Below are 22,177 nucleotides of genomic sequence, written 5' to 3' on the forward strand. Positions count from 1 at the left end.
GGCGAACCCGCCAGCCGATCCGCGGTCTATTCGGCCGCCTGCCCGCGCGAACGGGTCGTCGCATCTTCCACCGCCTGCTCGGCGGCGTCGACCGTCTTCAGCGCCTCCGGATGCGGCATCGAGACGATGTTGTAGCCGGAATCGACATAGTGGATTTCGCCGGTCACGCCGGTCGACAGGTCCGACAGCAGATAGAGCGCCGAGCCGCCGATTTCGTCGATCGAAACGGTGCGCCGGAGCGGCGCATGGCGCTTCTGGAAGTTGAACATCAGCCGTGCGTCGGAAATACCGGCGCCGGCGAGCGTGCGCACCGGGCCGGGCGACAGCGCGTTCACCCGGATGCCGAGCGGGCCGTAATCGGCGGCGAGATAACGCACCGACGCCTCCAGCCCTGCCTTGGCGACGCCCATCACATTGTAGTTCGGCATCACCCGGGTCGAGCCGCCATAGGTCAGGGTCAGCATCGAGCCGCCCGGCTGCATCAGGGCGGCGGCGCGTTTGGCGACTTCGGTGAAGGAGAAGCAGGAAATCACCATGGTGCGCGAGAAATTGTCGCGCGAGGTGTCGGCGTAGCGGCCTTTCAGCTCGTTCTTGTCGGAAAAGCCGATGGCGTGAACGATGAAGTCGAGCCCGCCCCAGGTTTCCGCGAGCGTCGCGAAGGTCTGGTCGACGGTGGCGATATCCTCGACGTCGCAGGGCAGCACCAGCGAGGCGCCGATGCTGTCGGCCAGCGGGCGAACGCGCTTGCCGAGCGCCTCCCCCTGATAGGTGAAGGCGATCTCGGCACCATGGGCGGCGAGCGTCCGGGCGATGCCCCAGGCGATGGAGTGGTCGTTCGCCACTCCCATGATCAGGCCGCGACGGCCCTGCATCAATCCCGTCACGCGCTTGCTCCTCGGTTCAATACCGGCCGTGCCACCGCGGTCGACGAGTTGAAGGTGGGGATGCGCGAAACGGTCTGTCCACATGGCCTTTCGCCTTGGGAGCCTGATCTTCCCGCATCTTCCATGAGTCTGCGACCACCCGGTGACATTAAGTCCATCACGATTGGATACCAATTATGAAAGCGAGCCCCGGGTTCTCAGGCATCGACATGCTTCAGCACGATGGTGGCATTGGTGCCGCCGAAACCGAAAGAATTGGACAGCACGCAACCGAGCTTGGCGTCGTCGATGCGCCTGCGCACGATCGGCATGTCGGCGACATCGGGATCGAGCTCTTCGATATGGGCGCTCTCGCAGATGAAGCCGTTGTTCATCATCAGCAGCGAATAGACCGCTTCCTGCACGCCGGTTGCGCCCAGCGAATGGCCGGTCAGCGACTTGGTTGCCGAGATCGGCGGGCTCTTGTCGGCGCCGCCGAAGACTTCGCGGATCGCCTCGATCTCCTTGAGATCGCCGACCGGCGTCGAGGTGCCGTGCGGATTGATGTAGTCGACCTTGGCCTTCACGCCCTCGAGCGCCATGCGCATGCAGCGCACCGCACCCTCGCCGGACGGCGCGACCATGTCGTAACCGTCGGAGGTGGCGCCGTAGCCGGCGATTTCGCCATAGATCTTGGCGCCACGCGCCTTGGCATGCTCGTATTCTTCCAGCACCAGGACACCGGCTCCGCCGGCAATGACGAAGCCGTCGCGATTGACGTCATAGGCGCGCGAGGCGGTGGTCGGCCGGTCGTTGAATTTCGACGACATGGCGCCCATCGCGTCGAACAGCACCGACAGGGTCCAGTCGAGCTCCTCGCAGCCGCCGGCGAAGACCACGTCCTGCTTGCCCCACTGGATCAGCTCATAGGCATTGCCGATACAGTGGTTGGAGGTCGCGCAGGCCGAGGAGATCGAGTAGTTCACGCCCTTGATCTTGAACCAGGTGGCAAGCGTCGCCGAAGCCGTCGACGACATCGCCTTCGGCACCGCGAACGGACCGACGCGCTTGGAATTGCCGCTCTCGCGGGCCTTGTCATAGGCATCCACCAAAGCGCGGGTCGACGGGCCGCCGGAGCCCATCACGATGCCGGTGCGCTCGTGGCTGATCTCAGCCTCTTCGAGACCCGCGTCCAGGATCGCCTGATCCATGGCCACGTGGTTCCAGGCCGAGCCGCCGCCGTGGAAGCGCATGGCGCGACGATCGAGGATGGTCGATGGATCGAGTGTCGGCGCACCCGAGACCTGGCAGCGGAAACCGTGCTCGACGAAGGATGGCGCCAGCGCGATGCCGCTCCTGGCCTCACGAAGCGAGGCCAGGACCTCGTTGGAATTGTTGCCGATGGACGAGACGATGCCCATTCCGGTGACGACGACGCGGCGCATAAGCAGCCTCTTTCGTTTGATATCGCGGGTATCGTGCCGCGACGTTGTACTGACGAATCAGGCGATCACGCGGCGGCGACGAACAGGCCGACGCGCATGTCCTTCACCTCATAGATGCGTTTGCCGTCGGCCTCGAGCCAGCCGTCGGCGATGCCGAGCACGAGCTTGGACTTGAAGACACGTTTGAAATCGACGCCATAGACCACCTTCTTGGTGGTCGGCAGCACCTGTTCGGAGAATTTCACCTCGCCGACGCCGAGCGCGCGGCCGCGCCCGGGCAAGCCCTGCCAGCCCAGATGAAACCCGGTCAACTGCCACAGCGCATCGAGGCCCAGGCAGCCCGGCATGACCGGATCGCCCTTGAAATGGCAGGGAAAAAACCAGAGGTCCGGCTTCACGTCGAGTTCGGCCGTGACATGGCCCTTGCCGTTGGCGCCGCCGTCGACACCGATGGAAGTGATGCGATCGAACATCAGCATGGGTGGCAGCGGCAATTGCGCGTTCCCGGGGCCGAACAGTTCGCCCCGCCCGCAGGCGAGAAGCTCTTCATAGGTGAAGCTCGTCTTGCGCTCGCTCATTGCTTTGTTTCAACCGCCCTTTTATCGCGGCCCCTCCGCCGGGACCGTAGCGGCGCCTCTCTAACACAGGGATTCGGGTGGGGCAAAAGGAGACGAGGTGCGAATTTGACCATGGCGAACAAGCCGATTGACGCCTCGTCAGGCGCGGCACCGAACCGTCAACCTTCTCGGCTGCGAATGGGTTGCAGAACCGCCGTGGAATTCCTAAAATAGGTTCAATGACGATCCGGACACTCATCGACCTCACGCATCACGAGCCGCCACTTTCGGCGGACGGGAAGTTGTCGGCCCAGGAGCGGGTCAGCCTGCTGCAACGCACGGGCTGCCCGATCCATGACGTGCGCACCATGCTGCGGGAGGTTGGCCTCAGGCCGACCCGCCAGCGCATGGCGCTCGGCTGGATCCTGTTCGCCAAGGGCGACCGGCACGTCACCGCCGAGATGCTGTTCGACGAGGCCGCCAAGGCGCGGGTGCCGGTGTCGCTCGCCACCGTCTACAACACGCTGCACCAGTTCACCGAGGCTGGCCTGTTGCGCGAGATCGCGGTGGACGGATCGAAAGCCTATTTCGACACCAATCTGGCCGATCACCACCACTTCATCGTGGAAGGCGAGACCACCGTCTTCGATATTCCCGGCCCGCATATCGCGGTCGACAAGCTGCCGCAGACGCCGGAAGGTTATGAGGTCGCACGCGTCGATGTGATCGTGCGCCTGCGCCGCAAGGAAACCTGAGCCGTCCGGCTCCGGCTTTTGCTCCCGGCAATGACCGGGATGTGATCAATTCGCCATCGCATGGACAATCTGCTGGAAGCTCGCAACCGGATATCGGATAGATATCGGACGTGGCGAGCGCCGGAGATGTGCGGTGACGATTGAAGTCGAATGGGCGCGCATGACTGCGCCGGACCTGCGGGCGATTGCGGCCCGGCCAAATGCTCTCGCAATCCTGCCGACGGGCTCGCTTGAGCAGCATGGGCCTCACTTGCCTGTCATCACCGATACCGCGAGCGCAAGCGCCGCCGCGCTGCGCGCCGCACGGCTCGTCGCCGACGACGTTCCGGTCGCCGTCATGCCGGGATTGTGGCTCGGGATGAGCGAGCATCATTTTCCATTCGGCGGCACGATCAGCGTCGACTTCGAGGCCTATCGCGCCATCATCCACAGCGTCGTGCGCTCCTTGAAGGCGCTCGGCTTCGCCCGATTGCTGCTGGTCAACGGCCATGGCGGCAATATCGATCCGCTGGCGGTCATCGCCCGCGAACTGGCGGTGACCTTCGCCATGCCGATCGTGGCGACAACGCCCTGGATGCTCGCGCCGAAGGATGTCGCGGCGATCTTCGAAACCGATACCGGACCGAAGCATGCCTGCGAGGGCGAGACATCGGTGATGCTGACGATCGCCGGCGAACTGGTTCGCCGAGATAAATTTGATGAAGCGATGCAGCAGCGGCCCGAGCCGGTTGACGCACCGGCCGGTTTCACACGCTTTTATTCCTTCTCGGAACGCGCGCCCACGACCGGTGTCAAGGGCGATCCACGCGCTGCGAGCGCCGACAAGGGTGAGCGTTTTCTGGCGATCCAGGCGCGCGAGCTGGCGGCCGCCATCCGCGACGAACGGTTGTGGTCGACCCCCGACCCGGTCTGGCGCGCCGGCCGCGGCCAGCAGACCACCTCCGGCAGAACCGACTGAGCCGGTCGCGATCCGGCGCTAGCTCTCGGCCGCGAATGTCGCGGCGCCGACGCTCAGCACCGTTGTGGCGCCGAGCAGGCCGAGCGCCTTGCCGAGACCCGCGGCAATGGCCGGTGGCCAGACGCCGGCGCCTTGCGCCAGCAGGAAGCCGGCGACGGTCGCCACCGTCCCGACCGAGATGACCACGCAGATGATCGCCGCCGCCTGCGTCGAGCGGCGATGCAGCGCGATGGCGGCCTGGGGGAAACTGACGACGCCGCCGGCGGACGAGCCGGCCAGCGCGGTCGCGCCGGTCAGCAGGACCGCAATGACTGCGAGCGCGGTGGCGGTCGCCACGGCGCGCGCCAGCATCCAGGGCCAGCGATCGCCGAAGCTCGCCTCGGTTACCGCAATGGTCACGTCGATGGCGCCGGTCAGCGCCAGCCCGCCGAGCAGGACCACCGCCATCACGACCGCCGTTTCGAGGGTGATCCGCCAGGCCGCGCCGACATGGTGGCGGGCCGGCGGCACGGCGGCGCCCTGCCTGGCCAGGCGCCGCAGCGTCGCGACATAGGCGCCCAGCATGACCGCCAGATGCAGGCAGCCGATTGCCCCAAGCACCAGCGGCAGCTTCCAGATGAAGGCGATGCGCAGCCTGAGGATCATCTCGATGACGATGCCGGCGAGCAGCGCATAGGGCAGGAGATGCAGTGCCACCCGCCAGCCAGCGTCGACAAGCGCTTGCGCATAACGCGCGGCAAAGGAGGGCTCGGCAGGTGCTGGCATTTCGGTCACGCCCGGATCATCGCTGAATCGCGGGCGCGACGCGATAGGCTCAGCACAGGACCTCGATCAGGAACGGTCCCTTGCGCTTGGCGGCGGACGCGAAGACATCGGCGAAGGCCTCCGCCGTATCGACCCGCGTCGCCTCGACGCCCATGCCGCGAGCCAGCGACACCCAGTCGAGGTCGGGATCGCCGAGCGAGAGCATGTCATGCGCCTTGCGGCCCGGGTTTTCCGCGCCGACATTGGCGAGCTCGAGCTTCAGGATGGCATAGGTGCGGTTCGCCCAGATGCACACGACGACGTCCAGCCGCTCGCGCGCCATGGTCCACAGCGCCTGCAGCGAATACATGCCCGAGCCGTCGGCCTGCAGCGACACGACCTTGCGATCCGGACAGGCGACCGCCGCGCCGACGGCCAGCGGCAGGCCTTCGCCGATCGCGCCGCCGGTGAGCTGCAGCCAGTCATGCGGCGCCGCGCCGTAGGAATGCGGGAAGAAGCCGCGGCCGGTGGTCACCGACTCGTCGACGACAATGGCGTTTTCCGGGATGAGATTGCCGATCACGGTCGCGATCGAATCCGGATTGAGCGCGCCCCTCGGCAGGTCGGTCCGGCGCGGCGCGGTCAGCACCGGCTCGGTCTTGGCGGCGCCGAGGCGCTCGGCAAGACGCTCCAGCGCATCGACCGCGTCTTCGGCAGGCGTCGCCAGCGTCACCACTTCCGCCTCCGGTGGATAAAGCGTCGACGGCTTGTTCGGATAGGCGAAGAAAGCGACCGGCGCCTGCGTGCCGACCAGGATCAGATGGGTGATGCCCTTGGTCGTGGCGAGCGCGGCATCGACCGGATAGGGCAGCCGGTCGAGGGCGACGCGGCCGGCGCCCCGTTCCATGCGGGCAACCGAAGTCTGGCCGAGAATACGCGTCCCGGTCTTCTGCTGGATGCGCGAGGCGAGCGCCGCCGCCTTCTCGCGCACGCCGTCGGTGCCGAGCAGGATCATCGGCTTGCCGCCGGCGAGGATCGCCTTGGCCGCGGCTTCCACGGCAGCCTCGGTGACCTTGGCCGGAGCTGCCGCGGCGGCGACCGGCGCCGGACCCGAGCCGAGGTTCCAGGCGGTATCGGCCGGCAGGATCAGGGTGGCGATCTGGCCGGGAGGCTGGCTCGCCGCGGTGATCGCCGCGGCACCGTCGGCGGCGACGTCGGTCGCCGAGACCGAGGTCTTCACCCAGTTCGACATGGTGCCGGCAATGCCTTCGATATCGGAGGTCAGCGGCGCGTCGTAAACGCGATGATAGGTCGCATGTTCACCGACGATATTGACCACGCCGGAACGCGCGCGCTTCAGGTTGTGCAGGTTGGCAAGACCGTTGGCCAGACCTGGACCCAGGTGCAGCAGGGTCGAGCCCGGCCTGCCGGTCATCCGGTAATAGCCGTCGGCCGCGCCGGTCGCGACGTTTTCCTGCAGGCAGAGCACGCAGCGCATGCCGTCGACGCGATCGAGCGCCGCGACGAAATGCATTTCGGAAGTGCCCGGATTGGTGAAGCTCACCGTCACGTCGCCGGCGACGAGGGTGCGCACGAGGCTCTCGGCCCCGTTCATGGACTTGGTCATAAGAGCTCCGGAAACGGCCGTCACTTCAACGGCGAGAAGGCGGTAGGAACGAGGATCCGGTTCTCCATCTTGAGAAGAAGCGGTGTGCCGGTATCGAGATAGGTGCCCCAGCCGGCGGCCACTGCCAGCTTGGCGCGGCGCTGCTCGCGGTCGGCCATGCTGTCGTAGCGCCACATGTGGACGACCTGGTTCAGCTCGCCCACTTCGGTGACGAAGAAGCCGATCGGCTCCCCGAGGATCGGCCACTGGATCGGCCTGGCCAGGCGCTCATAGATCTCCAGGAAGGCCTTCACCTTGCCGGGCAGCGTCGTGTAGGTGCGTTCGTCGATGATCATGGCGTGGTCCCTAATCGAGTTTTGGCTGTGGAGCTATGCCGGTGACGCCTAGACGCCCCGCAGCCCGATGCGGTGGCCGCCGTCGACGGTGACGACCGTGCCGGTCATGAACCGGCCGGCATCCGAGAGCAGCAGCAGAAGCGCACCGTCGAGATCCTGTTCCTCACCGAACCGCCCGACCGGAATGTCGCGCAGCATGGTCTGGCCCTTCTCGCTGGTCAGGTAGTCGCGGTTGATGTCGGTGATGACATAACCCGGCGCGATGGCGTTGACCCGGATGCCCTTGAACGCCAGCTCATAGGCCATCGCCTGGGTGACCTGCGCCACCGCCGCCTTGGACACCGCGTAGGACGCGGTTCCCTTGGTCACGCCATAGCTCAGGATCGAAGCGATATTGACGATCGCGCCCGGCTTGCCGGCGGCCAGCAGCCGCTGCGCCGCCTCCCGCCCGGTGAAGAACACGCCGTCGAGATTGGTCGCCATGACCGCGCGCCAGTCGGCGTCGCTGGTTTCGACCGCCCGGCCGGGAATGGCGATGCCGGCATTGGCGACAACCGCGTCAACCGTGCCGAAGGCCTGTTCCGCGGCATCGAAGGCCTGTTTGATCGACGCGGGATCGGTGACGTCGCCTGAGACCGCTATGGCCTTGCCGCCCTGGGCACGGATGGCCGCCGCCACGCTCTCGACCTTGTCGGCGCGCCTTGCCACCGCCGCGACCGCAGCGCCATGTTCGGCCAGCGCCACGCAGAAGCGCGCGCCAAGGCCGGTGCCGGCACCGGTCACCAGCGCGACGCGCCCGGTCATGTCGAGAAGATCTCTGGGGGCCATGGCGCATCTCCACTGGTTGGCGGCGGCACACTGGCAAATCGCCGGGCCTTTCGGCAAGCCGGCCATGTGATGACCTGCGATGCAGAGGCATCCCCTTGGCGGAGGCCTCGCCCGCCCCTCTTGACGGTTTCATGTCCTGGGGTCATGACCCCAGGACGCCTTCTTCGGCGTGCATATGTTCCTGCCGAGAGGCGTCATGAGTCTGCCGATCTTCGCCCGCCGCGATGCCCTGAAGTTGCTTGCCGCTGCGGGTATCGCCTGGCCCGCCACTGTCCAGGCACAGACCACTCAGACCCAGCAGCAGCCGGCGCCGGCCACTCCGCAGCCGACCGCGCGCTTTGCTTATGAGGATGTGGTGCGCCGCGCCCGCGATCTCGCGGGCCTTGCCTACGAGCCGCCGCGACCGCAATTGCCGCCGGCGCTCACCACGATGAATTTCGACCAGTACCGCGAAATGCGCTTCCGTCCGGAACGGGCGCTGATGGGCCAGAACAACGGCCCGTTCCGCATGCAGATGTTCCATCTCGGCTTCATCTACCGCGATCCGGTGGTGGTGAACGTCATCCGCGACGGCATCCCGACGCCAGTGCCTTATGCCGCCGCTCTGTTCGATTACGGCCGCAACCGCTTCGAGCGGCCCTTGCCGGTCGATCTCGGCTTCGCCGGCTTCCGCATCCACTATCCCCTGAACGACCCGCGGGTGCAGGACGAGCTCATTTCGTTCCTCGGCGCGAGCTATTTCCGCTTTCTCGGGCGGGGCCAGAAATATGGCCTGTCCGGGCGCGGCATCGCGGTCAACACCGCCGGACCGGGCCAGGAAGAATTCCCGATCTTTCGTGAGTTCTGGGTCGAGACGCCGGCAGCCGACGCCGGATCCTGCACCATTTTTGCCCTGCTCGACGGCGAGAGCCTCACCGGCGCCTATCGCTTCACCCTCTTCCCGGGCCAGGAAACCGTCCTTGACGTCCACTGCACGCTGTTTCCGCGCCGCGCCATCCCCAAGCTCGGCGTCGCCCCGCTCACCTCGATGTTCTATTACGCCGAGAACGACCGGCGCAGCTTCGACGACTTTCGTCCCGAACTGCACGATTCCGACGGCCTGCTGATCCATTCCGACACCGGCGAATGGATCTGGCGCCCTCTGCGCAATCCGAAAAGCCCGGAGATCTCGCAATTCGCCGACCGCAATGTGCGTGGCTTCGGCCTGATGCAGCGCGATCGCGTCTTCGAGCATTACCAGGATCTCGACCTGTCCTACGAAATGCGGCCGAGCTATTGGGTCGAGCCGCGCGAGGGTTTCGGCGACGGCCGGGTCGAGCTCGTCGAATTGCCGACCTCGGATGAGACCAATGACAATATCGTCGCCTATTGGGTGCCCTCGCGCCCGGTCGAGCAGGGCCAGACGCTCACCTTCGCCTATCGCGTGGTGTCGACCGCCAACGAGGCCAGGCTTCATCCCGGCGCCTATGCGCTGAATACCTATCGCACCAGGCCGTCGGCGCTCGGCTCGAGCGAGCCGGTTCCGGCCAATGCCGCCCGTTTCATCGTCGATTTCGTCGGCGGCGACCTGGAATATTACCTGAGCCAGCCGGATCTGGTGCAGGTGGTGCCAACGGCTGCCAATGCGCGCATCACCCGCACCTTCCTGGTGCCGAACACCCAGACGCGCGGCTTCCGCGCCGCCATCGACGTGGTTGGCGAGGCCGGCCAGACGGTCAACCTGCGCGCCTTCCTGCGCACCGGCACCAAGGCGCTGACCGAAACCTGGACCTTCCCCTGGAAGGTCGAATAGCACGCGGCGTCATTCGATCCGGACATTGGCGGCGCGGATGATCGGGCCGGACCTGGCTTCGCGCCGAGGATGCGGGTCGTCGCCGCATCAAACGAGTTCCATGGCAGGGCTGCCGAGCAGGGCTCGCGGCGGGGCGGCTTGCCCCGGAGCTATTTCCGGTCGGAATGGCCAAGATCCCGTTCCGGCCAGGCGAGGTCCCTCACCCGCTGCTTCAGCACCTTGGCCTCGGGAAAACCGCCGTCGCGCTTGCGCTCCCAGATCAGCTCGCCATCGACACGGACCTCGAACACGCCGCCGGTGCCGGGCACCAGCGCGACCTCGCCCAGGTCCTGGCCGAAGGACGACAGCAGTTCCTGGCCCATCCAGGCCGCGCGCAAGAGCCAATTGCATTGGGTGCAATAGAGGATGGTGACGCGTGGTTTGTCGGTCATGGCAGTGGGCCGGCGATCAGCAGGGCATGAGGATGGCGGCGAAGGTTCGCGCGTCTGAAGCCCGACAGTGCCCGGTCGACCGGGCGGCGTCCAGCAATCGGTTCAGTTGGCTTTCCGGCGGGCGATCCAGGCGCCCCAGAACAGGCTGGAGAAGAACCGCGTCGGTGGCTCGAAACCGGCGCCCTGCAGGAGCGCGTCGACGGCTTCTTCGGAATGTGGCGGATCGGCGCCCTGGAGGATCTTGCCGAGCTTGGCCTCGATCTCGGCCGGCGTCGCACCGTGCATGCGCCACCTCTGGCCCCAGGCGGCGAGCAGCAGTGGCTGGCTCCGATAAGCGAAGCGGTTGCCGGCCAGAATAAGCGGCGCGCCCGGCTGCAGCCGGCTGGCGATGGCGGCTAGGATCGACCGCTTGGCCGCGTCGCCGGGCAAGTGATGCAGCACGCCGATCAGCGTCGCCGCGTCGAACCGGTCATGGGCCGGCAGGTCGTCGACATAACCGAGATGGAAGCTGGTCCGGTCGGCAAGGCCCTTGGCTTCGATTTGCGCGACGGCGAGTTCCATCATCGGATCCGACGGGTCGACCGCGACGAACTGCCAGGCCGGCTCGAGCGCGCCGGCGGTCACGATCTCCTGGCCGCCACCGCCGGCCCCGACCACCAGCACACGCGCGGCCTGGCCGCTGCCGAGCGCCGCCGCCAGCATGCAGGCCGACAATTCGTGGCAGGCGTCGTAGCCGGCGAGTGCAATGCGGCTCTGCTGCTGGTATTCGCCGGCGCGGGACGGATCGAATTTCGCCGCGGGATCGTTGCTCATGTCGGACCGATACCTCCTGAGAGACAGCAGGGACCAGAGCTTCAGGCCTTGGACAAGAGCCGCGTCGGCAAACCAGCTATCCGTTGCCTCAGGTTTCCTGGCTCTGTCGGGCCATCCAGCGATGGCGCAGCTGGCCGGCGACCAGCGTCAGGCCAATGACCACGAGATAGCCGCGCGTCAGGCTGGTCTGCCACGCGATGAGGCCGGCCCGCGCCTCCGCCGACGGCTGCCGCATGGCCACCGCCAGCGGGCCGACATCGACCTCGTTGGCCATCCTGAGAAAGCCGAACGCGGCGACCAGCGGCATGGCGACCAGCACGGTGATCAGGGCGGGTTTGAGCCGCCGCGCCCAATCGAAACGCCTGAGCGTGATCCACAACCCCAGGCAGCCATGCAGCCAGCCGGGCGTCAGCAGGGCCAATTGCCAGCCCTGCGACCCGGAAGCGACCAGCAGCGTCACCACGCGGCCATAGCTCGAAGGAATATCGAAAAACACCCCGGCGACACGGGTCGCCACCACATGGCCGATCAGCAGGAACGGCAAGGTGAAGCCCGAGGCGAGCCGGATGATTTCGATGACGGGCAGGTTCCAGTGGCGGCGCAGGAACACGGTGCGCAGCGCCAGGCCGAAATGGATGGCCGCGGCGCCATAGAGCAGCACCGTGCCGAGCCGGCTGTGCCAGATCAACACCGCCAGGCCGAGCCCGCGTTCGGCGAGATCGAGGGAGATCACGCCGAGCGCATGGTTGATCAGGTGAGCCGAGATATAGGCGAACAACACCAGGCCGGAGGCGAGCCTCAGCCGGCGGATCGCCCGGTCGGTCACGCGACGCAGGCCTCGAAGCCGGACTTGATCTTGTCGATCGGCAGTTCCCGGCCGATGAACACCACTCGGCTCTCGCGCGCCTCGTCAGCCTTCCAGGCGCGCTGGTGGTCGCCGTCGAGGATCATGTGCACGCCCTGGAACACGAAACGGTCCGGGTCGTCCTTGAACGCCACGATGCCCTTGCAGCGCAGGATCTTGGGGCCCTCGACCTGAGTCAGGTCCTGGATCCACGGGAAGAACTTGTCGGGATCGAGCACCTTGTCGGTTCGGAACGACACCGACTGCATGTCTTCGTCGTGGTAATGCTTCAAGCCGTGGCTCGGATGGTCGCAGTCGTCACCGGTATGGTCGTGATCATGGCGATGATCGTGGCCATGGCCATGATGATGGTGGCCGTGATCATGGTCGTGGTCATGATCGTCGCGCTCCAGGAAAGCCGGCTCGATCTCGAGGATCCGCTCCAGGTCGAAGGCGCCGCGTCCAAGCACGGCGTCGAGTTCGACCGCGCATTTCTGGGTCTTGTGCAGCACCGCATAGGGGTTGATGGCGCGGATCCGCGCCTCGACCTCGCGCAACTGCGCCGGGCTGACCAGGTCGGTCTTGTTGAGCAGGATGACGTCGGCGAAGGCGATCTGGTTCTTGGCTTCCGGCGCGTCCTTCAGCCGGTCCAGGAGCCACTTGGCGTCGGCGACGGTCACCACCGCGTCGAGCATGGTCTTGGCGCCGACCTCTTCGTCGACGAAGAAGGTCTGGGCCACCGGTGCCGGATCGGCGAGCCCGGTGGTCTCGACGATGATCGCGTCGAACTTGCCCTTGCGGCGCAACAGCCCCTCGATGATGCGGATCAGGTCGCCGCGCACGGTGCAGCAGATGCAGCCGTTGTTCATCTCGAAGACTTCCTCGTCGGCGCCGACCACCAGGTCGTTGTCGATGCCGATCTCGCCGAATTCATTGACGATCACGGCAAACCGCTTGCCGTGGTTTTCGGACAGGATCCGGTTGAGCAGCGTGGTCTTGCCGGCGCCGAGATAGCCGGTCAGCACGGTCACGGGGATCTTCTGGAGAGCTTCGGTCATGGGTCATCCGTCGGGGATAAGCTTGCGTCTTAGATAGGGTATGGGGCAGCACTGCAAAAGGCGCGTCAGGCTTGCGCCAGCGCACCGCTGATCTGCCCGATATTGTGGCGCATCATGTCGAGATAGGTCGAGGCCGGTCCGTCGGCGGCCGACAGCGCGTCGGAATAGAGCTTGCCGCCGACACGCACGCCGGTTTCCGAGGCGATGCGCTGCATGGCCCTGGGATCGGTGATGTTTTCCATGAAGATGGCGGTGATCCGGCCCTGCTTGATCTGCCGGATGATCTGGCCGAGGTCGCGCGCCGAGGGCTCGGCATCGCTCGCCACGCCGCGCAATGCCACGAACGCGATGCCATAGGCCTTCTGGAAATATTGGAAGGCGTCATGCGTCGTCAGGATGCGCCGGCGCTCGGCCGGGATCCTGGCCACAGCCGCCTTGATTTCAGCATCGAGCGCATCGAGCGAGGCCGAATAGGCGGCGGCATTGCCGGTGAACAGCGCCGCGCCGGCCGGATCGGCTGCGACCAGCGCGTCGCGGATGGTCCGGACATAGGTCTTGACGAACAGGGCGTTCTGCCAGGCGTGCGGATCGTTTTCGCCATGGCTGTGACCATGGCCGTGACCGTGACCATGGCCATGATCGTCTTCAGCCTTCAGCGCGACCACGCCGGTGCTTGCGGTGATGACCTTGGCGCGGGTGCCGGACGAACGGATCAGGCGATTGATCCAGCCCTCGAAGCCGAGGCCATTGACGAAGACCAGCTTGGCCCCGGCGATGGTCCGGGCATCGGCCGGGCTCGGCGCATAGGCATGGGCATCGCTGTCGACACCGACGAGGCTCGTCACCGCCACCCGTTCGGCGCCGATCGCCCGCACCAGGTCGGCCAGGATCGAAAAGGTCGCGACCACCGGCATGGGTCCGGCGGCGGCCGGAGCCGGCGCCTGGGCAAGCGCGAGCGGGGTGAAACCCGGCGCCAGCGCCAGCGATGACAAGAGCAGGCGGCGCGTGATCATCCGGACGTCCTTTTCGCTGTTTTCAGGCCTCGCGATGGCGCGCGGGCCAATAAGTGGGCACCAAACCACCACGCGGTCCGAACACCAGCGACACCGCGTAGACCAGTCCCGCCATCAAGACGATGGACGGGCCCGATGGCGTCGCCATGTTATAAGATAACACTAAGCCCGCATAGCCTGAAACCACGCCGAACAGGATCGCAATGCCGCAAAGGGCTGTGACATCGCGGCCCCAGAAGCGCGCGGCAATGGCCGGAAGCATCATCAATCCGACCGCCAGCAGCGTGCCGAGCGCATGGAACCCGGCCACCAGGTTGAGCACCACCAGGCCGAGGAAAACCATATGGGCCGGGGCGCCTGCCCGGCTCACCGAGCGCAGGAAACCGGGATCGACGCAGTCGAGCACCAGAGGACGCCAGAGCACGGCGAGTGCGATCAGGGTCACCGTGGTGATGCCGGCGAGCAGCAGCAGCGTCGGATCGTCGAGCGCCAGCACGGTGCCGAACAGCACATGCATCAGGTCGACATTGGAGCCGCGCATGGAGACGATGATGACGCCGAGCGCCAGCGAGATCAGGTAGAAGGCCGCCAGCGACGCGTCTTCCTTGAGCGCGGTGAAGCGTGCCACGACGCCGGCCGCGAACACCACGGCAAGACCGGCGACGATGCCGCCAACCGTCATCGGAATCAGCTGCAGGCCGAACACCAGGAAGCCGACAGCGGCACCCGGCAGGATCGCGTGGGCCATGGCATCGCCCATCAGCGACATGCGCCGGAGCATCAGGAACACGCCGATGGGCGCGCCGCCGAGCGACAGGGCGACGGCGCCGACCAGGGCCCGGCGCATGAATTCGAACTCCACGAAGGGCCCGATCAACATGTCATACATCACGAAATCGGCCCTCAGGCTGCCACGGCGCAGACCGCCGCATGGTCGTCGAAGGCTTCCGTCATGCGCCGCGCCGCCGTCAGGTTCTCCGGCGTCAGCACGTCGGCCGTGCGGCCCCAGGCGATCGGCCGGCGGGCCAGCAGAAGCGCCTGCGGGAAGCTCGAGCGCACCGTCTCCATGTCGTGCAGGACCGCGATGATGGTGCGTTTTTCGGCATTCCAGCGGCAGACCAGGGCCAGCAGGTCGGCGGTCGTCTTGGCGTCGATGGCGGTGAACGGCTCATCCAGCAGGATCAATTGGGCATCCTGCACCAAAAGGCGCGCGAACAGCATGCGCTGCAGCTGTCCGCCGGACAGCGTGCCGATGATCCGGCTCTCGAAACCGGTCAGGCCAACGGCCGACAGCGCGTGATCGACGGCATCGCGGTCGGCCCGCGACAGGCCGCCAAACAGGCCGGTGCGCCGCCAAAGGCCCATCGCCACCAGCTCGAACACCGAAATCGGAAAGGACCGGTCGATCTCGGCGGCCTGCGGCAGATAGGCGATCTTGCCACGCCCGGCGTCGCCCAGCTCGATCGCGCCGCTGAGCGGGCTGATGGCGCCGGCAAGGCCCTTGAGCAAGGTCGATTTGCCGGCTCCGTTGGGGCCGACCACGGCGAGCATGTCGCCCGCCGCGACCGTCCCGTCGAGATGATGCACCGCCGGGTGGCGGTCGTAACCAAGGGTCAGGTTGCGAAACCGGACGGCGGACATGGCAGGGGATGACATCGCGTCTCGCATCAGGCCAGGGCCCAGCCGACAAGCGCCCACAGGACGGCCACGAACCCGGCCGCCACCGCAAGCCGCGCCGGCGCCGACATGAGCAGGACCGAGACCGGCGATGCGGCGGCGGCCGCCGCGGCGTGGCCATGCGCATGGCCCGCCGGCCCGGGATCATGGGACGCGTGGCTGTGCGCGGGATGATCGGGCGGTGAATGAGCGTGTGAAGAATGAACGTGATCGTGCATGACGCGGGCGCCGTCGTTTCAAGCGATCTCGTTATAGTATCACAGAAATGGTGTCCAGAATGCGCCGTCGTGATGGGCGCCGGCCGGCGCCGCTGGCCGGGTCAAACGCCGAAAGCGCCGGCGCCCGGCGGGCACCGACGTTAACAATGCGAGGCGCATTAACGATTTATTGACGATATTGTTGGATGCGGGTGGTGCGCAGACCGGCGAGGCCGTGACGGTCGATCGAATGCTGCCAGTTCAGGAATTCCTCGACCGTCAGCGTGTAGCGCTTGCAAGCCTCTTCCAGGCTCAACAAGCCGCCACGCACGGCAGCGACGACTTCCGCTTTCCGCCGGATGACCCAGCGATGGGTATCGGGCGGCGGCAGGTCGGCAATCGTCAGCGGACTTCCGTCCGGACCGATCACGTATTTCACCCTCGGACGCATGGGTTCGGTCATAGATACTCTCACACAACGCACGCGACAGACCACGTCATGCAGTGAGAGTACGGGCCGGGGGTTAAATTTGGCCTAAATGGGATCCGAACAAACAAGCGATCGTTGTAACCATTCCGAATCGCCTGCAACGACGCGAAGGCGCGCCCGCAGAATGGCTGCCGGAGAGCGCGCGCGGCCATGGTCCGCCGCCTCAGAGCGTGATCGACTTGATCTTGCTGACCGGCACCTTCTGCGTGCCCACCGTCACCGTGATCTCGCTGCCGGAGGTGTCGACCGACGAGACCTGACCGGTATTGACCACGTTGACCTTTGTCGCGGCCGCGCCCGTGCCCTGCCACAGCTCCATCGTATAGGTGCCGGTGCCGACAGGCGAACCATCGCTGCGGTTGTTGTCCCAGGTATAGCTCGACGGCGCCCCGCCGGTGACGGTGACCGCCTGCTCCTTGACCACCTTGCCGGCGGCGTCCCGGATGCGCACCGTGTAATCGCCGGTCGCCGCGGTGAAGGTCCATTTCGTCTCCGACGTGCCCGGCGTCGCCTGGCTCGCATCGAAGGAAACCTTGGTGCCGAGATAACCGAGAGCGGTCGTCGCCTGATTGCCCTGCGAGTTGGCGATCAGCTTGTCCAGCTTGTCGTTGGTGGAGAGCTGCTGCTCGATCTGGGAATATTGCACCAGCTGCTGGGTGAACTGGTTGGCGTCCATCGGCTGGGTCGGATCCTGGTTCTTCAGCTGGGTCGTCAACATCAGCAGGAACGTGTCGAAATTGGTCGACAGGCGCGACCGCGAGGCCGACGTGTTCGACGTGCCGTTGTTGGAAACCGGTGAGGTCGAGTCCACCATGGCTTGGCTCCTCTCAGATTCGGATGTCGACACCGCCGCGCGCGGCGGCGAGGCGGGCATAGGTGGTGATCGTCGCCTGCTGGGCGGTCGATCCATCGGGATCTTCGACGAGGCCCTGCCAATGCCGTGACTGCCCGGCATGCGGCTGGTCGTGCGGCGAGCCCTGGTTGCTCTGGTCCTTCAGCGAGAACTCGAGCGAGCCTTCGGACGCGTTCAATCCGGCCTGGTTGAGCGCACGCTCCAGGTTACGCTGGTCGCGCTGCAACAGCTCCAGCGTCTCCGGCTTCTCGGCGACGATCTTCGATTTGACCCGGCCTTCGCGATCGAGCGTCAGGCTGACCTCGATGCGGCCGAGTTCGGCCGGGTCGAGCTTGATGTCGAACCGCGTCGAGCCGGCATTGGCGCGGGCGGCGATGGTCACGGCAACCGCGTGGACCGGCACGACCGAGCCGGCCGCCGCCGTCTGGGCCGCCACCTTCTGGGCAACCTCGCCGACAAAGGACAGCGGTCCGGACGCCGGCGTGTTCGCCGCCGGCGCCGGTGCCGGCGGCGGCACATCGGCGGGCGGCGCGGCCTTGGCGTCGGCAGGAGCCGCGGCGGCCTGTGCCGTGCTGGCGTCGGCCCTAGACTCGGCCCTGGCTTCGGTCTTGATGTCGGCTTTGGGCGCCTCGCCCGTCGACCCCGGGGCCACCGCGGCGGCGGCACCCGCATTGGCCGGCGTCGCGGCATCGGCCTTGGTCTTGTGCGGGTCGGCTTTCACCGCGTCGGGCGCCACAGCACCAGCTTCGGTCAGGACCGCTGCCAGGCCCGGCTCGAGCTGGACCGCCTCGGCGCCGCCCTTCGCCGCGGCGGCCACCGGCTGTCCAGCGGCGGCGGCAGCGGCAGCGGCCGGATCGACCGCCGGCGTGGCGGTGCCGGCAGCGGCGATCGCTGGTGCCTCGGCCTCGCCTTTGGCGGCAGCCGCCGGCTGGGTCGCCACCGGCGCAGCAACTGACGGCGCCGTGGCCGTGGCCGCCGGCGTCTGCGGCTGTGCCGCCGGGGCATCGTTGGCCGGCGCATCGCTGTCGCTGCCCGTCTCATTTTTCGCCGGCGGCGCGGTGCTCGCCTTGTCCTCGGCCGCGGCATTGCCATCGCCTGTGGCGGCTGCCTTCGGCGCCTCGCGCTTGTCGGATGCCGGCGGCGGCGCGACGACCGGGTCGGTCGGCGCGGGCAAGGTCTCGGCGGCAATCGTCGGTCGCCGCTGCGGCTGGACGCGCGGACGCAGGTTCGGGCGTGTCGGGCCTTGCTTGTCTTCGGCGTCCAGCGCTTCGCTGAACGGCACCGACGCGGCATCGCGCGCGCCGCCCTGGCCGGAGCGCGCGCGCGCGTCGTTGCGCGGGACCGAATTCGTGGTCGCGGTCGAAACCGTTCCTGTTGCCGTCGCTGCCACCGCGCATGCCCCTGTCGCCGGACCTGAAGAACCGCCGTCGGATCAGCAAGCTCCGGGCCAGCACCGCCCCGTCAAAAAGCCAAGCAATTTCAGATGGAGGGCAATGGCCCGGCCGTTTCGCACCCGGAATCCACTGCCGGGCACGGCAAGAATTGCCGGGTGGTCCGGAATGGCTAAGATCGCAGCCCCGAGCGAATCCCAGGGATCCAGGACCATGCTTCTCGGCTGTATCGCCGACGACTTCACCGGCGCGAGCGACCTCGCCAACACCCTGGCCAAGGGCGGCATGGCCACCATGCAGTTCGTCGGCGTGCCGACCGAGGCCGCTCCCGCCGAATGCGAGGCTGGCGTGGTGGCGCTGAAGAGCCGCACCATCGCCGTCGCCGATGCGATCGCCCAGTCGCTGGCCGCTTGCGAGTGGCTGCGGGCTCAGGGCGCCCGGCAAATCCTGTTCAAATATTGCTCGACCTTCGATTCCACCAAAGAAGGCAATATCGGGCCGGTGGCCGAGGCCTTGATCGAGCGGCTCGGCGCCGATGTCGCGGTGGTCTGTCCGGTCTTCCCGGCCACCGGGCGCACGCTGTTCAACGGCCATCTCTTCGTCAATGGCCGGCTGCTGAACGAAAGCGGCATGCAGAACCATCCGCTGACCCCGATGATCGATCCCGACATCCGCCGCTGGCTCGCATATCAGACGAAGGGCGAGGTTGGCCTGGTGCCCTATGCGACGGTGCGCCAGGGCACCGCCGCGATCCGCGCGGCGCTTGCCGCCGAAGCCGCCGCCAATCGGCGCCTCGCCGTCGTCGACGCCGTGGCCGATGCCGACCTCAACGCGATCGGCGCGGCCATGGCCGAGGCCAAGCTGGTCACCGGCGGCTCCGGCATCGCGCTCGGCCTGCCGGCGAATTTCCAGGCCGCCGGCCTGCTGTCCGGCCGCGGCACCAGTTTCTCGCAGGCAACGGGACCGGCGGCCGTGCTGTCGGGCTCGTGCTCGGCCCAGTCGCGGGCCCAGGTGGTCGCCTATACCGCTAGACATCCCGGCTTGCTGGTTCTGCCCGACGAGGTGATCAGCGGCGCCATGACCACCGGAAAAGCCTTCGACCACGTGATGGGCCGCATCGGGCTTGCCCCCATGGTCTATTCCTCGGCCGATCCGGACGAGGTCAAGGCGGCCCAGGACCGCCACGGCAAGGCGGAGGTCGCCGAGGCGATCGAGGGCTTTTTCGGTGAACTGGCGGTCATGCTCGCCGATGCCGGCGTCGCGCGCCTGGTGGTCGGCGGCGGCGAGACCTCCGGCGCGGTGGTCACCGCGCTCGAGGTCGAGCGTTTCCATATCGGTCCGGAGATCGATCCGGGCGTGCCGGCACTCGCGGCCGAGGGCCCGCGGCCGATCCGCCTTGCCCTCAAGAGCGGCAATTTCGGCGCCATCGATTTCTACGACAAGGCGCTGGCCGCCCTGGGGGCACCATGAAGACGCCCTGGTCGGACGAGGAGGAAGCCGCGCGCGAGAGCCTGGTGCGCTGGGGCCGGTCGCTGTTCGAGCGTGGCCTGACGCCCGGCTCCTCGGGCAATATGAGCGTCAAGCTCGCCGACGGTTTCCTGGTCACGCCGACCAATTCCTGCCTCGGCTTCCTCGATCTCGACCGCCTCAGCAAGCTCGATCCCGCCGGCAGACATGTTGCCGGCGACGCCCCGACCAAAGAATTGCCGTTGCATTTTGCCTTCTACGAAGCCCGCCCCTCGGCGCGCGCCGTGGTGCACCTGCACGCAACCTATTCGACCGCGCTGTCCTGCCTCGCCGATGTCGATCCGGCGGACGCCATCCCGCCGATCACGCCCTATGTGGTGATGCGTGTCGGCCGCGTGCCGGTGCTGCCCTATACGCGCCCGGGTTCTCCCGACGTCGCGCCGCTGATCCGCGCCAAGGCGCCGGCCCACCCGGCGATCCTGCTCGGCAATCACGGACCGGTGGTCGCCGGCACCAGCCTGGAGGCCGCGGTCTTCGCCATGGAGGAGCTGGAGGAAACCGCCAGGCTCACCATCCTGACCCGCGGCATGGCGGTGCGCCATCTCGGACAGCAAGAGATTGCCGATCTCGAAGCGACATTCCAATTGAAGGGCTGACCGACATGCCTCGTTTCTCCGCCAATCTCGGTTTCCTCTGGTCCGACCGGCCGCTTCTCGGCCAGATCGAGGCGGCCGCCAAGGCCGGCTTCAAGGCGATCGAGATGCATTGGCCCTATGACACCGATCCGGCGGCGGTGCGGGCCGCCTGCGCGGCCCATGGCCTCCAGGTGCTCGGCATCAACACGATCCGGGGCGACGTCGCCAAAGGCGAGAACGGGCTTGGTGCGCTCGCCGGCCGGCAGGCCGAGTTCCAGGCTGCCATCGACCAGTCGATCGCCTGGGCGACGGCCGCCGGCGGCACCGCCATCCATGCCATGGCCGGCATGGTCGGCCCGGCCGACATTCCCGTCGCCACCGCGGTTTTCGCCGAGAATTTGCGCCTCGCCGCCGACAAGGCCGCGGCCCACGGCCTGACCATCCTGCTCGAGCCCTTGAACCCGCGCGCCGCCCCCGGCTATTTCTATTCGACGCTGCGCGGCGCCGGCGACATGATCGCCCGCACCAACCGGCCCAATATCAAGATCATGTTCGATGCCTTCCACATCGGCGTGGCCGAAGGCGACATCCTGACCAAGCTCGACTATTGGCTGCCCCATATCGGCCATGTGCAGATCGCCGCCGTGCCGAGCCGGGCCGAACCGGACGAAGGCGAGATCCATTTCCCGGCGCTGTTCGAAGCTCTCGACAGGCTCGGCTACACCGGCTGGGTCGGCGCCGAATACCGTCCGCGGGCGGGCACCGACGAGGGACTGTCCTGGGTGAAGAAGCTCGGCGTGACGCTTTAGCGCGTGATCGTGTCGGATCGAAGCATTGCATCAAGGACGGCATTGCTTTGTGCCGAGTGTTTCAGCTTGAGTTGATCACACTCTAGCCTGGACACGGGCGTGTCCGGTCGCCCCGGCGAGGGCAAGGCCATCGTGCATGGCCGGCCGTGACGGACAGGGTCGTGAAGTCGACCATCCCGGCGGGCCTCAGACCCTGGCGAGGGCCTGGGCGAAAGCGAAGCTGTCGGGATAGATCTCGTAGGCGGCGACACGGCCGTCCTCGAAGCGGAACAGATTGACCGCACGCACCTGCAGTTCCTCGCCAGTGGCGCGCACCCGCCAATGGCCGTCGAGCACCAGGGCGACCGCACCCGGCGTTTCGATCCTCTGCACCGTCTCCATCGACACGATGTCGAGATGGTCGGCGACACGCTTGAAGAAGGTGATGACCTTGGCCCGGCCCTGCCACAGGCCGGCCCAAGGCACGATACCGACCGGGCCGTTCCAGCGCAGCGTCACGTCTTCGGTGGTGACGGCTGAAAGCGCCTGGGCGTCACCGGCCTTCAGCGCCGCATACCAGCGATCGAGAATGTCGAGGCTCATTCAGGCTTCATGC

24 protein-coding genes are annotated in these 22,177 nt (G+C 67.0%); 6 read left to right on the forward strand and 18 right to left on the reverse strand.

Annotation, left to right across the window (positions count from 1 at the left end; translation table 11 throughout):
* Positions 1-26 precede the first annotated feature (26 nt).
* From fabI to fabA, 3 genes are all read right to left on the reverse strand, one after another.
* Entirely contained in the window at positions 27-872 is an 846-nt protein-coding gene (gene fabI / locus E8M01_RS08225; protein WP_136964509.1) for an enoyl-ACP reductase FabI, read from the reverse strand.
* A gap of 209 nt (positions 873-1,081) precedes the next feature.
* A complete protein-coding gene (fabB, locus tag E8M01_RS08230) occupies positions 1,082-2,308 on the reverse strand; it encodes a beta-ketoacyl-ACP synthase I (protein ID WP_136959689.1) in 1,227 nt (408 codons plus the stop codon).
* Between the two features lie 65 nt (positions 2,309-2,373).
* The gene (gene fabA, locus E8M01_RS08235; protein ID WP_136959690.1) at positions 2,374-2,886 is read right to left on the reverse strand and encodes a 3-hydroxyacyl-[acyl-carrier-protein] dehydratase FabA; all 513 of its coding nucleotides are present in this window, start codon (positions 2,884-2,886) and stop codon (positions 2,374-2,376) included.
* A gap of 218 nt (positions 2,887-3,104) precedes the next feature.
* Between fabA and irrA the strand changes: the two genes are divergently transcribed.
* Both irrA and E8M01_RS08245 read left to right on the forward strand, forming a co-directional pair.
* Positions 3,105-3,620: an iron response transcriptional regulator IrrA gene (irrA, locus tag E8M01_RS08240; RefSeq protein WP_136959691.1), complete on the forward strand. Its 516-nt coding sequence runs from the start codon at positions 3,105-3,107 to the stop codon at positions 3,618-3,620.
* 160 nt (positions 3,621-3,780) lie between these two features.
* The gene (locus tag E8M01_RS08245; RefSeq protein WP_136964510.1) at positions 3,781-4,578 is read left to right on the forward strand and encodes a creatininase family protein; all 798 of its coding nucleotides are present in this window, start codon (positions 3,781-3,783) and stop codon (positions 4,576-4,578) included.
* Positions 4,579-4,596: 18 nt separating this feature from the next.
* Here the strand turns inward: E8M01_RS08245 and E8M01_RS08250 are convergent, their stop codons facing one another.
* Genes E8M01_RS08250 through E8M01_RS08265 form a run of 4 tightly spaced genes read right to left on the reverse strand, consistent with a single transcriptional unit; the run spans position 4,597 to position 8,112 of the window.
* Complete coding sequence (locus E8M01_RS08250; protein ID WP_136959692.1) at positions 4,597-5,352, reverse strand: hypothetical protein; 756 nt, start codon at positions 5,350-5,352, stop codon at positions 4,597-4,599.
* A gap of 40 nt (positions 5,353-5,392) precedes the next feature.
* Entirely contained in the window at positions 5,393-6,937 is a 1,545-nt protein-coding gene (locus E8M01_RS08255) for an acetolactate synthase large subunit (RefSeq protein ID WP_136964511.1), read from the reverse strand.
* A 32-nt stretch (positions 6,938-6,969) separates the two neighbouring features.
* On the reverse strand, positions 6,970-7,284 hold the full coding sequence (locus E8M01_RS08260) for an NIPSNAP family protein (protein ID WP_136959693.1): 315 nt from the start codon (positions 7,282-7,284) through the stop codon (positions 6,970-6,972).
* Between the two features lie 48 nt (positions 7,285-7,332).
* The gene (locus tag E8M01_RS08265; protein WP_136959694.1) at positions 7,333-8,112 is read right to left on the reverse strand and encodes an SDR family NAD(P)-dependent oxidoreductase; all 780 of its coding nucleotides are present in this window, start codon (positions 8,110-8,112) and stop codon (positions 7,333-7,335) included.
* 196 nt (positions 8,113-8,308) lie between these two features.
* On the opposite strand from E8M01_RS08265, the gene E8M01_RS08270 reads away from it, so the two are divergent.
* Positions 8,309-9,904, forward strand: a complete 1,596-nt coding sequence (locus E8M01_RS08270; RefSeq protein ID WP_136959695.1) for an OpgD/OpgG family glucan biosynthesis protein — start codon at positions 8,309-8,311, stop codon at positions 9,902-9,904.
* Between the two features lie 149 nt (positions 9,905-10,053).
* On the opposite strand, the gene E8M01_RS08275 is transcribed toward E8M01_RS08270, so the two are convergent.
* The 10 genes from E8M01_RS08275 to E8M01_RS08325 all read right to left on the reverse strand — a co-directional run bounded on the left by E8M01_RS08275 (position 10,054) and on the right by E8M01_RS08325 (position 18,670).
* A complete protein-coding gene (locus tag E8M01_RS08275) occupies positions 10,054-10,335 on the reverse strand; it encodes an Rdx family protein (RefSeq protein ID WP_136959696.1) in 282 nt (93 codons plus the stop codon).
* A gap of 102 nt (positions 10,336-10,437) precedes the next feature.
* A complete protein-coding gene (locus E8M01_RS08280; protein ID WP_136959697.1) occupies positions 10,438-11,148 on the reverse strand; it encodes a class I SAM-dependent methyltransferase in 711 nt (236 codons plus the stop codon).
* A gap of 88 nt (positions 11,149-11,236) precedes the next feature.
* Positions 11,237-11,974 carry a hypothetical protein gene (locus tag E8M01_RS08285; RefSeq protein ID WP_215908870.1) on the reverse strand — a complete coding sequence of 246 codons (738 nt, stop codon included), beginning with the start codon at positions 11,972-11,974 and terminating at the stop codon, positions 11,237-11,239.
* Positions 11,971-13,050, reverse strand: a complete 1,080-nt coding sequence (locus tag E8M01_RS08290) for a CobW family GTP-binding protein (protein ID WP_136959698.1) — start codon at positions 13,048-13,050, stop codon at positions 11,971-11,973. The genes E8M01_RS08285 and E8M01_RS08290 overlap by 4 nt, the downstream gene beginning before the upstream one ends.
* 65 nt (positions 13,051-13,115) lie before the next feature.
* Positions 13,116-14,063, reverse strand: a complete 948-nt coding sequence (locus E8M01_RS08295) for a metal ABC transporter solute-binding protein, Zn/Mn family (protein WP_136959699.1) — start codon at positions 14,061-14,063, stop codon at positions 13,116-13,118.
* Positions 14,064-14,085: 22 nt separating this feature from the next.
* The gene (aztB, locus tag E8M01_RS08300; protein ID WP_136959700.1) at positions 14,086-14,952 is read right to left on the reverse strand and encodes a zinc ABC transporter permease AztB; all 867 of its coding nucleotides are present in this window, start codon (positions 14,950-14,952) and stop codon (positions 14,086-14,088) included.
* A gap of 14 nt (positions 14,953-14,966) precedes the next feature.
* A complete protein-coding gene (aztA, locus tag E8M01_RS08305; RefSeq protein ID WP_136964513.1) occupies positions 14,967-15,704 on the reverse strand; it encodes a zinc ABC transporter ATP-binding protein AztA in 738 nt (245 codons plus the stop codon).
* A gap of 420 nt (positions 15,705-16,124) precedes the next feature.
* Positions 16,125-16,400: a CtrA inhibitor SciP gene (gene sciP, locus E8M01_RS08315; RefSeq protein ID WP_038301404.1), complete on the reverse strand. Its 276-nt coding sequence runs from the start codon at positions 16,398-16,400 to the stop codon at positions 16,125-16,127.
* Positions 16,401-16,590: 190 nt separating this feature from the next.
* Complete coding sequence (locus E8M01_RS08320; RefSeq protein WP_170181831.1) at positions 16,591-17,241, reverse strand: flagellar hook assembly protein FlgD; 651 nt, start codon at positions 17,239-17,241, stop codon at positions 16,591-16,593.
* A 13-nt stretch (positions 17,242-17,254) separates the two neighbouring features.
* Complete coding sequence (locus E8M01_RS08325; protein WP_136959703.1) at positions 17,255-18,670, reverse strand: flagellar hook-length control protein FliK; 1,416 nt, start codon at positions 18,668-18,670, stop codon at positions 17,255-17,257.
* Between the two features lie 214 nt (positions 18,671-18,884).
* Here E8M01_RS08325 and otnK point away from each other — a divergent pair, with 214 nt between their 5' ends.
* Genes otnK through E8M01_RS08340 form a run of 3 tightly spaced genes read left to right on the forward strand, consistent with a single transcriptional unit; the run spans position 18,885 to position 21,582 of the window.
* The gene (gene otnK / locus E8M01_RS08330; RefSeq protein WP_136959704.1) at positions 18,885-20,141 is read left to right on the forward strand and encodes a 3-oxo-tetronate kinase; all 1,257 of its coding nucleotides are present in this window, start codon (positions 18,885-18,887) and stop codon (positions 20,139-20,141) included.
* The gene (otnC, locus tag E8M01_RS08335; protein WP_136959705.1) at positions 20,138-20,794 is read left to right on the forward strand and encodes a 3-oxo-tetronate 4-phosphate decarboxylase; all 657 of its coding nucleotides are present in this window, start codon (positions 20,138-20,140) and stop codon (positions 20,792-20,794) included. Before otnK ends, otnC begins: the two co-directional genes overlap by 4 nt.
* A gap of 5 nt (positions 20,795-20,799) precedes the next feature.
* Complete coding sequence (locus E8M01_RS08340; RefSeq protein ID WP_136959706.1) at positions 20,800-21,582, forward strand: hydroxypyruvate isomerase family protein; 783 nt, start codon at positions 20,800-20,802, stop codon at positions 21,580-21,582.
* A 186-nt stretch (positions 21,583-21,768) separates the two neighbouring features.
* On the opposite strand, the gene E8M01_RS08345 is transcribed toward E8M01_RS08340, so the two are convergent.
* Positions 21,769-22,164, reverse strand: a complete 396-nt coding sequence (locus tag E8M01_RS08345; RefSeq protein WP_136959707.1) for a nuclear transport factor 2 family protein — start codon at positions 22,162-22,164, stop codon at positions 21,769-21,771.
* Positions 22,165-22,177 lie beyond the last annotated feature (13 nt).

The organism is Phreatobacter stygius, assembly GCF_005144885.1.
GTDB classification, from domain to species: Bacteria; Pseudomonadota; Alphaproteobacteria; order Rhizobiales; family Phreatobacteraceae; genus Phreatobacter; species Phreatobacter stygius.